We start from the raw sequence: 14112 nt of genomic DNA, 5'->3' as shown, positions 1-14112 counted from the left end.
TTGCTACTACTGTCGGAAGGAATTCAAGGTTGTATTTGCTATCCTGAAGGTTTTCGTTATCAAGTTGTGTTGCTCCTTCATATCCTTCGAATGATCCTTCTGTTGAATCAATTACAACATATGCATTTGCTACTGCTACAGCCGGTGTTTCTTCAACTTTTTCAAATTCAGGTGTAATTGTTACATAACCAACATTAGATCCTTCTGGGAAATGTGCAAGTCCTGTCACACCAAATGTTTTAGCATCTGCATCCCAATTCTGTGTTTCAGCGCCTTCAACTTTCCATCCAGTAAACTTGTATCCATCATTTGCTTTTACTGCCGGAATTTCAAACTGCTGGTCTGTGTCTGCAGCAATACCTTTGAAAGAAACAACTGTTGATGGTGCATAATCCGGGAATGATCCTTTTTCTGAATCAATAATATTGAAATAAACTTCTACTGTTTTTTCTTCAGCTTTATTCTCTTCAAAAGTAGCTTCTACAGTATAATTTTGAGATTTTGTACAATCAAACATAAGTTCAAAAGTATCTGTTGTAATGTTAGAGTATACAACATTACCTCCTTCATCTTTTACTTTCCAACCTGTCCATGTATAACCATCTTTTGCTACTACTTTTGGAAGATAGCCCAGTTTGCAACCATCATCCTGAAGATTCTCATTTGTAGTCTCATAAGGTTCTTTGTCTCCGTACACTTCAAAGTAACCTTTGTTAGGATCAACTTTGACCGTTGCGTTAACAACTACTTTTTTAGATTCCTCTTTTTTAGATACAACAGGGACTACGGTTGCAAACCCTTCAACTTTTTCTCCATTATCAGAATATGCTGCATTAACATCACTTAATGTAAAAGTTGTCTTATCTTTTGACCAAGTAGTTGTCTCTGAACCTGTTACTGTCCATCCAGTTATTTCATATCCATCTTTTACATTATATTTAGGAATATCATATACTGCTGAATCCTTATTCCAAAATGTAAACTGATCTGCTGGATTTCCTGAAACAAGTGTTGCATTTCCATCAAAACTATTATTAAAGGTTACTAAAGTAGTAGTTTCCTTTTCTGCCGGAGCATCCTTTTTAAATGTAGCTACTACTTTAAATTCTCCGTCCTTTGGAGCAACCATGCATGACTTAGCGCCAACAAACTCAGTATTTAAGTGATTTACAACACCGTCTGGTTCTGTAATATCCCATCCTGTCCATGTATAGCCATCCTTTGGAATAACAGTCGGGAAATAACTAATTGCATAGTTACTATCTTCCAAATGTCCAGCATTATTGGTATTAGTGCCATCTTCAAAAGATCCTTTTTCGGAATCAACTGTAATAATAGCCCAAGCTTTTCCCTTCCATGTCTCATCTGCATTAGTATATGCAGCAGGAGCATTATCAGCTGCAACAACTGGTACAGCATTTACTCCAACGAGCATTACTGCGACAGAGAACGCACATGCCTGATGAAGTACTCTTCTCTTTTTCATCTCTAATTTCCTCTCTTTCTGATTTTAAAAAGTGATATGCTTTTTTGCATACGTATCCTATCTTGGTTATTATAAGTCTTAATTTTTAAGAAGTCAATATCATTCTTACCTTTTCTAAGACTTCTACATCTTTTTAACGTATTTTTTAAGATTTTGTTTTTCCTTTTCTTCCCCCTCCCGAAAAAATATCGTTTTATTAACAGTTCCGCTAATTTTGCGATTTTTAATGTTATAATCCATATTTTTCAGTCTTTTAATAATAGGTTTTAATATTTAATAATAGGTAATTCCTTGATACATAATTCGATAAAAAACCACAGTTTTCAAAATTGCGTCTTCTTATCTTTGTGCTTTATAATAAGAAAGGAGTAAATTTGAAAGGAAACCGTTTTCATGAAAGACATTGGCAAGATTCTGAAATATGCCCGTGAGAATAAAAAATATACCCAAAACAAGTAATGGAATTAACCGGCATCCACAGGAAATCGCTTTCTGGTTAAGAGAACAACGTTGCCGAGCCAAATCTATCAACCTTTGCGACTCTTGCCAATCTCTATGGTATTTCTGCCGATGAAGTATTAGATATTGGTGGAAAAGCTTCTTCCGACTCTCTGCCTCAATGTGAATTCCAGGTTCTTTCTTTGAACTTGACCCCAAACATCAGGAAGAACTCCTGATTCAAATCACCGCACTTGTCAGATTTTTGCATACAAAAAATATGGCGCCGCAAGTCTCACAATTCCTATTTCGTTAGAGATCATAGGCGGAAAAATTAAAGTTTAGAGATTAAAGTTTGAATATGATAGCACATGTGTATCTTTAATTTTAAGACTTTTTGATTTATTAGTACTTTTTCTAAGAATTCTACTCTTTTTAACGTCTATTTCTTATATAATAGCAATAGTACATACCACTTCACTTATATTATATATGAAATCTTCGAAAGGACGATCGCCCATGGAACATATAGGAGAAATTCTCCGGACAGCACGTGAAGATAATTTTTATACTCAGAAGAAAGTAATAGAACTGACCGGTATCAACCGCAAGACTCTGTCCGGCTATGAGAACAGTGTAGCAGAACCAGATCTTGACACATTTGCCAGATTACTCCGCTTATATCAACTTTCTGCGGATGAAGTATTAGGAATTAAGACTTCTACCCCCCCCCCTCGCATTTTTCCCTTTCGCGCTGCGAATGAAAAATGCTTACTCTTTTCCAAAAATTTGACACCAGCCACCAGGAAGAGCTTTTGATTCAGTTTCAATCTCTCGCAGACTATCTCGATAAAAAATCAAAATAAATTGTCATTGCTTTTTCCTGCTCTGACCATTTATAATGAACTTATACTATGTTTGAAGGGGGAACATTTTCATGAAAGATATTGGTAAAATTCTGAAAAACGCCCGTGAGAATAAAGAATATACCCAGAAACAAGTGATGGAATTGACCGGTATCCACAGAAAATCTCTGTCCGGTTATGAGAATAACGTTGCCGAGCCGGATCTCTCCACTTTCGCAACCCTTGCCAATCTGTATGGCATCTCTGCAGATGAAGCTTTGGAAATTGGTGAACCGGATCCTTCTGTTTCTTTGCTTCGTTTTGAATTCCAAGTTCTTTCTTTATTTAAAGAACTCGATGCAAAGCATCAGGAAGAACTTCTGATCCAGATCACCGCACTCGTCAGATATTTAAATGCAAAAAATATGGTGCCGCAAAATCATCAATCCAGATAATTTTGCGGCACCACCGATTTATACATGTAAATTCTTTTCCATTTCCTGACGCATTTCTTTTCCCTTGAAAAGCACCAGTCCGATCAGCATCAGCACGCCCATCCCAATTGAAATCACAGACGGAAATACAATTCGTACCTTACCAGTCAGCAAAAAGATAAATGGTAAGATCATTCCGTAAAGCGCCGCCATCACAAAGTACACCAGATAGTCCTTCGCCTGACGGTAATACACCCTCGATATGATCAGCATCGAAATCATAATCAAGCCACTGACTCCCGGAAGCACAAAGTCAATCGACCAGCCATGCCAGCCGGTCAGCCAGTCCCAGATAATACAGCCGACTGTCACAATGATCAGCTGCCACATGGCATTCTTCAGCAGATTGTACCGCTTGAAGAAACCGACTGCGAGCGCCAACCACATACTGAACGCACCGCCGCACACAAACAGTGACAGATGGAAATTCGTATCAATGCTATAATCCACTCCCAGTGCCGCCACAATCGCGATCATGCAAAGAAATGTAAATATTTTGAAAATCTGCATTCCTTTCGCTTCTGTCATCACACTTTCCGGATACTCCACTTCAAGGATCTCAGGCTTTACTTCCTGCTCTTTCAGAATCTGGAAAAAGTTGTCCTTGATCGCATCACAGTCATATCTGGACGTAAATCCCAGATAAATCTTATCCCGGAAGGAACACATACAAAGCTCTACTTTCGGCGTACTTGTATAAACACCAAAATACCTGATATACGTCTCATAGCTTTCCGGCATCCGGATGATTCCCATGTTGGAAAAAATAGCGGTCACATCACTTTCTGCCGTCCTCGCCCCGATATTGATACAGACATTTTTCAGTTCCAGCGGCGCAAATTTCAGGATTGGATGCACCTGCAAGGCGAAGTAATCGTTCATCCGCTTCTCCATCTTTTCCGTTGTCAGTTCTTCTTTAAAGCATGCATTTACTTTTTGCACAACATCTGTGAACTCTTCTTTTTCACCCTGAAAATGATATCCCGGTTCGATCCAGTTGAAGAAATTGAGCATTGTATTGGTCGGAAAGAAATTACGCAGATTTACCGGAACCATCAGTACAACCGGCTTGCTTTCCTGCCGTCTTGTCATTGTCCGGTGAATCGCACACAGATATACCGCAGTCAGAAATACCGTCATCGATACACCATAAGTCTTTGCCTGATGCCTCAGTTCTTCGACCGGAATTTCTGCCTCTGTCGTCTGCAGGCTTCCAAGCTCGCGCCGGTTTCCGCGAAGCTGATGCGCTGCCGGTTTTTTCTCCTTTTTGCGGTCTGCCTGGTGGGAATAATATCTTTCAAATCCATCTGCTTCCTGATCGAAAAGGCTCTCCGAATACTCTGACAGAACCACATCCTCCAGTCCATCCTCATGATGTGCCAGATACAGATAATTTTTCACCAGCTCCCGTACAAATTCACTGGCACCGGTTCCGTCCGTCAGCACATGAAAGACCTCAAAATTGATTCTCTTTTTGTAATAAGTCACTTCAAAAAGCAGATCTCTCTTATCACGGATATAAAGGCTGCTGCACGGCTCCTTATACTCTTCTCTTACAACCGGTCTTTTATTACTCTGTTCCAGATAATGCCAGAACAGTCCCTTTCGCAGCACGGACAGAAAGATCGGATATTTTTCCAGTGTCCTGTCTACCGCCTTCTGCAGGATCTCCTGCTGTATATCCTCTTTCAATTCACAGTAGAACCGGAATACACGGGTATCCCTTTTACTGCTCGCCGCCGGAAAAAGCTTCGCTGCATTGTCCAGCCTTCTCCAGTGCTTTACATTTGTCTGCGGCATTTTCTATTCCCCCTCCAGAAAATGATTGATATATTCAAAACTTTCCTGTACATGCAGACTCCGGATTCCCAGTGCAAAATATCCGTGAAGTGCATCCTTGATCCGGTGTACTTCCACCCGGTTACCTGCCTCTGCAAGACGTCTTCCATACGCTTCTCCCTCATCCCGGAGCGGATCAAATTCTGACGTCAGGATCAGTGTATCCGGCTGTCCTGACAGATCTTTCTCCAGAATCGGTGCAAAATATGGATTTAACTTGTCCTCTTCCGAACCTGCATAAAGATTAATATAATCTTTTAATTTGCCTGCCGTCAGAAGATAATCCTGCCCGTTCTCCCTTACAGAAGAGAACAGACTCTTCTCTGAATAATCATTATTGACTGCCGGATAGATCAGAATCTGTCTCTTTGGCATAAATTCGCCACGGTCCCGTGCCATAATGGACAATGCAGCTGCCAGATTGCCACCTGCACTGTCTCCAATCAGAGTAATATCCTCCGGCTTTGTATCCGGATGCGTATACAATGCTCTTGCCACGGCATAACAGTCCATAAGCCCGGTCGGGAACTTGTGCTCCGGCGCCAGGCGATATTCTACTGCTGCTACAGTCTGCCCCGTCGCCTGTGCCATCCGGGAACATACTCTCTCATAATTTTCCACATGCTCAGTCGCCCATCCTCCTCCGTGAAGGAAAAGCATGATCTTTCGTCCCTTGATCTGATCTTTTTCCAGACACGATGCTTCATCCGGGAAAAATACCCGGATCGGAACTTCATAATCGCCGTTATATACCTGCAGATCCATTTTTTTATAAAAAATTTTCATCGGATCCAGTCTTTTCAGATCCGCAAGCTGCCTTGATACTTCTACATCAATCCCTCCAAAAGACAGGATTTTCAGGATTGCTTTTGTTGCTATATTGATTGCCATATTTTTCTGTCCTCATTTATTTTTTCATACAGATTTATTCTACCATAGAATGATGTCCCCTACCACTCTTTCTCTTTCCATCTTTGCTACATTAACCCATTTTCAATTTTTCAGATTTCACAATCATCTCATTATTTATTTGACACAGACTGTCAAAACAGTTACCATACACTTATGCACAAGGAGGGTGTATTTGTTTTATGAATAATAAAAAAAATATAGACGACTATTTTGATGACAACTTTGAAGTAACTTATACAGGCGATCTCCCGTCGATCCCTGTGGGGCAGGATGATTATGACGACCGTTATGACGACACAGACTACCTTAACGATTATGAAACTGACGACTACTACGATGAAACAGACAGGCTTGCTCCTGATTATGACGATGATTATGAAGAAGAGGATTCTTATTATGACCGCCAAAGACCAGCCAGACGGACAGAACGGAGAAATTCCCGCAGACGTCCCGATTCCTCTTCCGAAGAACTGGCTGCTCCAATCCGGAATATTGCCCGCACCGGAAGTACTGCCGCTGAGAAACTGACCACTTTCATCCTTCGCCCGGCACCGGTTCTGATGTCCGCCATCATCCTGGCGATTACCTTTTTTTCATTCTGGAATCAGCTGTCTGATTATGGAGATATCAATACACTGACATCCAATCCAGATCTTACTCTGATTGCTTATCTGACTGTCGGAGCGGTTATGCTGATCTGGATGCTGTCTACGTTCTTTTTCACATTAAGTGGCATCCGACACGGAACCGGACGCGGACTTACTTATTTTGTCCTAGTATATGTTCTGTCCTACCTCTTCAGTCTAGCCGCAGCTGCAATTCCTGCTGATGTTCAGTTGCTGACCGGTATCAGAGGCGGTATCCTGGTATTTGGTTCCCTTTACCCGGCATATTTTCCATTCTGCGTGGTGGGAATTATTACTTGTATTTTGCGGAAAATTTTGAAGTAAAACATTCCTCGTACTAAGGCATATGCCTTAGGGCATCCTCATATGGTGTTTTTACTTTATAAGTGAACAACAACTAATTACATGCGAAAAAAGAGTAAGTCAAATCACTCATCTATCTGATTTGACTTACTCTTTTCTTACTTTTGTTTCATTCCCGATGTGTTTCCCAACTTTTGTACTATTTTTTCTATATCATATTCCGGTGCATAGGTATTGGCAATATCATAGATTCTCTGTATCGTCAAGACATCCTCTTCCAGAAAATCTGCAATTTCCTCTGCTGACATCCCTTTTTGCAATTTTTTTATAACAATTGAAACTAATGCTTCCCTGTACCCTTCTTTACGCCCTTCTTTACGCCCTTCTTTACGTCCTTCTTTACGTCCTTCCTCACGTCCTTCTTCACGACCTTCTCGCATCCCAATTATTTTTGCACTTTTCATAAACGAATTATGATCCCACAAAATTTTTTGTCTTTCTTCGTATTCTCTTCTTTTTCTTTCATCTGCACTCATCTTCTCCAGACATTCATAAGCTTCTTTAATATATTCATTTTGCTCTGCCATCTTTGCAAAATCCTTTCTGTTCTTTCCGCTCATAAATCGCATCCACTGGATGATCCCAGTTTCATTCTGACTTTCCGGTGGCAACTTTTTCAATTCCAGAATATGAATCTGCAGCAAGTCCGTCAGCACTTCTCCAGTCTCTTTATCACAGAACATTCCCGCATGATAACATCTGGTATCATTTTCAAAGAAATTAAAGTCCAAAATTCCAACATGAATGCACGGTTTAATTCTATCATAAGTATCCCCTGTTTTCATTTGATCCGTTACCATCTTTGACAGATAATAAAAGCTCCTCTGAAACCAGAATTCAAATGGCACCACCTGCATTTCCAAATCCATCTGCTCTCCATTTTTCAAGAGAACTCTTACATCCAGAATCCCGTATTTATCTTCCGGATATTCTTTCCTTAAAATTGTTGGCATCAACTTTGTTTTCTGAATTTCTTCTGGATCTTTCTTTAGAATTGCCGCAATCAATCCCTGTCTTACTTTTGCATTCTCCATTAATTCTTTGAAGCAGAAATCTACCGTTGGATGCATTATAAAGCTATCCTGATTTTCTGTTAATTGTTTCTTTTCTTCTGTCATATGATTCCCCTTTCTGCATTGTAAAAATATAGAAAGGAAAATCTGACTTTTCTACTATAAATATTTTAACATACTGTCATCCTTTGTAAAGGCAAACTCCCATACTTCTATATTTTCTTTTGCTTTGTTCATTGTCGGGAGTTTACTCGAAAATTGAGCACCGAAAATGAGATACCTTCTGATTATGGTTAATTAGATACTTTTTCGATTTTAGAACTAAATCGAAGTAAAATAACTCTATCACATTTTCCTGAAATCTTATACCCTGCATAACATTTTCGAGCACTTTCGTTGCATTTCAATCATCAGACCATTTTATATGCATATCCAAAAAAATCCCGTACTCCATGTACAAATCACATGAAATACAGGATCTTTTTATTTATCTAACTAGAATTTGATAACTCCAAGAATTATACCTGAGATCAGACAGATAATACTTACACCCCAGATCCAGAAGAAACTGTTCTTGATGTGATCTTTGATCTCCACACCGGCAAGTCCGGTTCCAAGGAAAGTAGCAGGAACAACCGGGCTGATGAAAGTTGCACAGTTACGGCAAACAACCATTGCAATGGCAATATGTGCCGGATTTACACCGAATTCGTTTCCGATTCCGATCAGTACCGGAAGCATTCCGAAGAAGAAGGAATCGGTATCAAACATCAGTGTAAGCGGTACAGATACCAGACCTACGATAAGCGGTAAAAATCTTCCCATAGACTGTGGAACTACGTTTGCAAGTACGTTAGCCATATGAGTCATGATCTCTGTTTGCTGCATCACTCCAAGGAATACACCTGCACAAAGAATCGTAGATGCCATGGTAAGTGCCGGACCTGCATGGGATTTAATGATCTTACCCTGCATTTTTGCACCCGGGTAGTTTACAAAAAGTGCTACTGCACATCCTACCATAAAGATATAGTAAGACGGTACCTTTGCAAGAACCAGGTTTACGATCACTACCAGTGTTACGATTACATTGAATACAAAGAGTTTCGGTCTTGCAAGCTCATTCTTTTCATCATCTGTTACGGCTTCATCTTCAATTCCGCCATACTCGATCTTTTCTGCTGAAGAAGTGCCTGCACCTCTCTTCTTTTCGATATTTCCCCAGATAAATGCTGTTCCAAGTGCAATAAAAATACCTACAACCTGCATTGGAATGATCTGTTTCCACAGTGCATTTGGTTCAATTCCAAGGACAGTAGCCGCACGCATTGTCGGTCCGCCCCATGGCAGAAGGTTCATAACACCCATTGCAGATACACAGATGAGCATCAGAGTTGTCGGTCTCATATTCAGACGTTTGTAAACCGGGAGCATTGCCGGAATTGTGATCAGGAATGTAGAGGCACCGCCTCCATCCAGATGTCCGATCATAGCAATGATACAGGTCATCATGGCAACACCGACTACATTACTTCCGACTTTCTTCATCAATGCATTGATGATCTTGTCGAACATTCCTACATCTGTCATAATTCCAAAGAAAAGTACAGAGAAGATAAACAGCGCTGCAGTACCATGTACTCCTGCTACACCGGCTGTTACAAATTCCCCCATTTCTTCAATCGTAAATGTTCCGGTTGCTACAAGGATCGCACCTGTTACAGTTGATACACTGACAAATGCAAGAGCCGGTACCGTTACATTTCTTAAGAGCAACGCAATCACAATAATGATGGTTGCAAATCCCAATAAGGCAAGCATTGCTTCACTCATGGCATTTTCTCCTTCCTTTTGTACGGGTACTTTTTCGTACCATTTATTTGATGATTCCATTATAAAAACCCAACCTTACACTCTTACAGATTCCTCCTTACATTTTGTTAAGGTAAATCTTTAAAAGTATTAAGGTTGGGTTTGTCTTATCTTACACCTTACAGATATCTGCGTCTTTTTTCTTATACCGGCTGGCTGGCACGATTCCGAATTGCCTCGAGAATTGCGGTATCCGATACCGGTTTTTCTACATATCCGTCAATGATTCCTTTCTGCCGGGCCTCTGCCACCTCACGGCTGACTCCATCAATAATAATAAGCTTCAGCATGTCCGGATATCTGCCTGCAAGCGACATACAGAAATCCACTCCACTGCAATCCTCCATCGTTTCGTCTACTACCAGCACATCTGCCTCCTGCTGTTCCAGACATTTTTGCAGTTCTTCTCTTTTCATACAGGTCTGAATCTGGATCCCGATCTTCTCAAAATTCTTTTTCAGCAGCTGCAATACCTTTGCATTGTCATCTGCCACCACGATCCGATAATCCTTTCTGGGAATATTCTGCACAATCTGTGGCATATGCTCTGTATCCAGTACCGGAAGGTAGATATGAAAGGTACTTCCTTCTCCTTTTTTGCTCTCTGCATAAATATATCCCTTATGTGAAGTAATAATCTGCTCCGCAAGTGCCAGTCCAAGTCCGGTACCCTCTCCCCCTTTTTTCGTTGTGAAAAATGGATCAAAAATCTGACGCAGCGTCTCTTTATCCATTCCACACCCATTATCTTTCACCTGGATATGGATATACTTTTTCCATACATCCGAAAGCTTTTCAATCACTCCCTGAGCCAGTTTTTCTTTTTCTTCTGAATGGCAGGATATTTTGATATTTCCTTGATTTTTTCCAATCGCATGCACCGCATTAACGCAGACATTTAAAAGCACCTGGTTCAGCTGTGTCGCATTTCCAAGGATCATTTCATCATCTACCCGAAACTCACTTTCCATATGGATTAGAGACGTACAGACAGATTCCATCATCCTTTCTGCACGCGTCATGAATTTCTTTATCGAAATATTTTTATAAACGGTCTCTACATTCTTTCGACTCAGGGACGAAATCTGGCGCACTACATCCTTTGCTTTTTCCGAAGCCTCATAAATTTCTTTTGCACTGTCCTGTTCTTCTGATCCTTCCGGAAGTTCCATCATCAGAAGCTCTGCATATCCCATGATCGGAGTCAGAAAATTATTGAATTCATGTGCGATACCACCTGTCATAGTTCCCATGATCTGAAGTCTTTGCTGATGCGCGATACTCTGCTCACTCCGATGCATTTTTTCCAACTGCTCATTCAATTCTTTCAGATCATTGATCTCCCGCACAGCTCTTCTCATATCACGCATCACTCTGCCAAATAAGACAACCGCAATACCGGCAGCCAACAAAATACCAACAAAAATACATACCATTTTCAAGAAACCTTCAGCTATCGGTTCGTACAGATCATCGTAGTCGATCACCGCACTGACTACCCAGAAGCTGTCTCCGATCTGAACCGGAGAATATGCACTGATTTTCTGTACTCTCGGACGTTCTTCATTTGTCCACCAATACGAATAATAATGAGAAATACCTTCTTTTCTCTTCTTCTGATCCTCAATCATCTTCTCCAGACTGGAGTAATCCAGATCCGGATACATTTTCTTCCTTCCTGCAATAACCGGAATTCCCCATTGTTCTTTCTTCGGATGCATGATGATCGTTCCTTCTGCATCTTTGACAACAATGTATCCATTCGTTCCGATGTGAATTCCCGAAATCAGTTTCTGATAATATTTTTCCGCATCGATCATCAGACAGATCTTTCTCCCATCCTTCAAAACACGCTTATATACATTATAGATTTTCCCACCTGTATCTTTTTCCATATAAATGCTATTCTTTGCCGAGCTTTGAGTGAGCAGCTGTGAACTTACAATCTGTACATCCTTGACACTCTCTGAAAGCTTTCCCTGTTCGTCTTCCAGGTACAGATTCGTGATAAAACTGGTCTGTGTGTCTATAAATTCCCGATATAGTTGTTTTGCCTCATCCTGCGGTCTGTTCTCTGCTGTTTTTGCAAGAAAGCTTAAACTTTCCTCATATTCCTCTGTGGACATCGCCATATTTTCACTCAGGATTCTGGTTGTCAGGAGCATCTGTTCCTCCTGGTTCTGCATCAAAGTATCTCTGTACTTTTTCCAGACACCAAATCCTGCAAATACAAGAATTACGATTAAAAAAAGTGGAATCGCAGCAATCAGTGTCTTTTTGTTTTTCTTCATATATTCTCGTCCCCGGTTTGTTATCAATTGACTTGTTCTCTTTCTAATATTATAATGTTTTTTATAAGTTGTATAGAATTTATTGAAATTTTTACTTTTGGGAGGTTGCCTCAATGGCTGACAAAATACTGATCGTAGATGATGATCCGGCAATCTGTAAGCTGCTGGAAAAAGTAATGCACAGCAATGAGCTGGAAACAACAACAGTAAACTGTGGCATGGATGCGCTGTCCATCCTGAAAAATCATACATTTGACCTGATCCTTATGGATATCATGCTGGGAGATATGGAAGGGTTTGAAGTTATCAAAAGGCTTCGCAATCAGGGGATCAGTACTCCGGTTATGATCGTCAGCGGACGTAATGAAGACTATGATTCTCTGTACGGGCTTTCACTTGGAGCGGATGATTATATCACCAAGCCGTTCCGACCGCTTGTACTTGGTGCTAAAGTAAAAGCACTGATCCGCCGCAACAAGAATCTGGTACTCGACAATTCCGATACTCTGGAATGCGGTCCATTCAGCTATGATACCACAACCATGCGTTTTTACAAAAATGGCGAAGAACTTATCCTTTCTTCCAAGGAGTCTGCACTTCTTCTGCTCTTTATGAAGCATCCGCAGCAGGTTTTCACCAAGGACATGATCTATGAGCATGTCTGGGGCAATACTGTTGCCGTTGATGACAATGCAATCATGGTCTACATCAACCGGCTTCGTGGTAAGATCGAGGACGACAGACAGAATCCGGCGTATATCCTGACGATCCGCGGACTGGGATACCGTTTTGTTCCGTAAACGACCTTTTCATCAAGAAGAGGCTCCATCCTGAATCTTCTCCTAATGAAAAAGATGACTTTTCACCCACTCATTTGTGAAAAGTCATCTTTTTTATTCCTCACCAGTCTGGTGCAGTCCATATTCATGGCAGAAAATTTGATTCCCGTTCTCAGTTATTATACGCTCTATTTTACAACTGGAAAGAGGTTCAGGATTGCCCCGTTCTCGTTTGGAATTTTATTGCACAGCATCGCAAGAAACAGTGAGGTGGCAAGTAGATCGGCACACCCACCCGCGCTGATACCACGCTTTATATAATCCGCATCCATGCGGATCAGTTTGTCTAACGCATCTTCTGAGTAGGCTCCGCCTTCCTCCAGAAACTGCATTGCTTCCATCTGTACCTGATAGAGTACTGACGGATTCTTTCTCGATAAAATGTTGGAATCCTGCACCCGGCTCATCAGTGCAAAAAGGATCTGTAATTTGATTCGGTTCCACTCCATTCCCCGCAAAAGTCCATCCTCCAGTACCGGAAGCGCAATATGAAAAACAGATGGGTATCCGGCAAGCGCTTCCCCGCGAATCCCTGTAGTCCCGTATTGTACGAGATTTTTCTCACCGTTACTTTTCGCAGGTTCCTTTCCCAACATCTCAATTTCGGCTCTTAAGATCCTGGCAGTCATCTTCTGCTCCATCCGAAGGATAGATTGTAAAGTAACCGTTTCGTCTTCCTGGATACATCTTCCCGCTGCCGCACTGAATATTCCAAGGGTAAAGATCATCCCTTTATGTGTATTCACATGTCCGGTTGCCCGATACATGGCTTCCTCCGCAAGCATTCCGGTCTTACGGATTTCACGGAAAAGATCTTCCGGCGTACAGGTCAGCTGATATCCCTGATATGCCATTCTAACAAACCACGGATACAACGCCTCTGCACTTCTTTCAAAGGTCTGCACATCCATATCAGTGTGGGCACCACAGGAATACGGATCTACAAGCCCCGGTTTGGGAACCGTATAGACTTCCTCAAGCAGCGCCTGATACGCCATCCGGCCAATCGATTCTGCAAAGTATTCTGCTTTCTCTACTGCCTGATTCTTTCCCATACGGTTCTCCTTTTATATCCAATTGCCAATAACCTGTAA

Annotated in this window: 11 protein-coding genes; 4 read left to right on the top strand and 7 right to left on the bottom strand. The window is 41.2% G+C overall.

From position 1 onward, the window contains the following. A partial coding sequence (locus tag PG840_RS07405; RefSeq protein ID WP_270613467.1) for an InlB B-repeat-containing protein occupies window positions 1-1486 on the bottom strand: 1486 nt, incomplete at its 3' end. Between the two features lie 957 nt (window positions 1487-2443). On the opposite strand from PG840_RS07405, the gene PG840_RS07400 reads away from it, so the two are divergent. Continuing rightward, entirely contained in the window at window positions 2444-2743 is a 300-nt protein-coding gene (locus PG840_RS07400; RefSeq protein WP_270613466.1) for a helix-turn-helix domain-containing protein, read from the top strand. A gap of 118 nt (window positions 2744-2861) precedes the next feature. Next, the gene (locus tag PG840_RS07395; protein WP_022220639.1) at window positions 2862-3224 is read left to right on the top strand and encodes a helix-turn-helix domain-containing protein; all 363 of its coding nucleotides are present in this window, start codon (window positions 2862-2864) and stop codon (window positions 3222-3224) included. Window positions 3225-3242: 18 nt separating this feature from the next. Here PG840_RS07395 and PG840_RS07390 read toward each other — a convergent pair whose 3' ends face one another. Both PG840_RS07390 and PG840_RS07385 read right to left on the bottom strand, forming a co-directional pair. Continuing rightward, complete coding sequence (locus tag PG840_RS07390; protein ID WP_270205333.1) at window positions 3243-5063, bottom strand: DUF6320 domain-containing protein; 1821 nt, start codon at window positions 5061-5063, stop codon at window positions 3243-3245. A 3-nt stretch (window positions 5064-5066) separates the two neighbouring features. Next, on the bottom strand, window positions 5067-5993 hold the full coding sequence (locus PG840_RS07385; protein WP_008371960.1) for an alpha/beta hydrolase: 927 nt from the start codon (window positions 5991-5993) through the stop codon (window positions 5067-5069). A 200-nt stretch (window positions 5994-6193) separates the two neighbouring features. Between PG840_RS07385 and PG840_RS07380 the strand changes: the two genes are divergently transcribed. After that, on the top strand, window positions 6194-6964 hold the full coding sequence (locus PG840_RS07380) for a hypothetical protein (RefSeq protein ID WP_117834450.1): 771 nt from the start codon (window positions 6194-6196) through the stop codon (window positions 6962-6964). A 137-nt stretch (window positions 6965-7101) separates the two neighbouring features. Here PG840_RS07380 and PG840_RS07375 read toward each other — a convergent pair whose 3' ends face one another. From PG840_RS07375 to PG840_RS07365, 3 genes are all read right to left on the bottom strand, one after another. After that, window positions 7102-8121 (bottom strand): Rpn family recombination-promoting nuclease/putative transposase, encoded by a 1020-nt coding sequence (locus tag PG840_RS07375; RefSeq protein WP_270205332.1) that lies wholly within the window; start codon window positions 8119-8121, stop codon window positions 7102-7104. A gap of 390 nt (window positions 8122-8511) precedes the next feature. Further along, the gene (locus PG840_RS07370; protein ID WP_055157528.1) at window positions 8512-9849 is read right to left on the bottom strand and encodes a CitMHS family transporter; all 1338 of its coding nucleotides are present in this window, start codon (window positions 9847-9849) and stop codon (window positions 8512-8514) included. 182 nt (window positions 9850-10031) lie between these two features. Then, window positions 10032-12179, bottom strand: coding sequence for an ATP-binding protein (locus PG840_RS07365; protein WP_270205331.1), 2148 nt, complete (start codon window positions 12177-12179; stop codon window positions 10032-10034). Between the two features lie 113 nt (window positions 12180-12292). On the opposite strand from PG840_RS07365, the gene PG840_RS07360 reads away from it, so the two are divergent. After that, entirely contained in the window at window positions 12293-12979 is a 687-nt protein-coding gene (locus tag PG840_RS07360) for a response regulator transcription factor (protein WP_008371972.1), read from the top strand. 167 nt (window positions 12980-13146) lie between these two features. Here the strand turns inward: PG840_RS07360 and citG are convergent, their stop codons facing one another. Then, window positions 13147-14073 (bottom strand): triphosphoribosyl-dephospho-CoA synthase CitG, encoded by a 927-nt coding sequence (gene citG, locus PG840_RS07355; protein WP_270205330.1) that lies wholly within the window; start codon window positions 14071-14073, stop codon window positions 13147-13149. Between the last annotated feature and the right edge of the window lie 39 nt (window positions 14074-14112).

Origin of the sequence: Coprococcus sp. AM97-35, assembly GCF_027697525.1 — a bacterium.
Classification (GTDB): domain Bacteria; phylum Bacillota; class Clostridia; order Lachnospirales; family Lachnospiraceae; genus Allocoprococcus; species Allocoprococcus comes.
Note: the sequence above shows the minus strand (reverse complement) of the source record. Positions and strands in the feature narration are given on the sequence as shown.